General features: G+C 38.1%; 1 pseudogene. It reads right to left on the reverse strand.

Annotated features, from left to right (window positions below):
- A pseudogene (locus LI241_RS15590) lies at positions 1-375 on the reverse strand (hypothetical protein); the annotation flags it as partial.

Genomic DNA, 375 nt, shown 5'->3' on the forward strand with positions numbered 1-375 from the left:
TTACTTAGTCTTGCAAGGTTTCATCGTACTGTAAGAGCCATAATACTTTTTACCATCCATTGTCTTATAAGCTCTTACTTTTACATAATACGTCTTATTTCTTGATAGTTTTAAGGTTTTACTCGTACCACTTGTCACATACTTCAATTTTCCTTTAGCACTTGTGGCATAGGCTATTTGATACCCGCTTGCTCCTGTGGCTTTGGCTGTTACCTTTAAGCTTCCTTTCCCTGCCTTGATACTCACACTTGGTTTTTTAGGTACGATCTTAAAGCTCTTAGTGATTGTTCCACTATAGTTGCCTTTTCCGGTGATTTTTACTGTGCCTTTTCCGGTTGCTACATTTTTTCCATAAGACAGTGTGTAATCACGTCC

Source organism: Longicatena sp. 210702-DFI.1.196, from assembly GCF_020563125.1.
In the GTDB taxonomy this organism is placed as follows: Bacteria; Bacillota_I; Bacilli_A; order Erysipelotrichales; family Erysipelotrichaceae; genus Longicatena; species Longicatena caecimuris.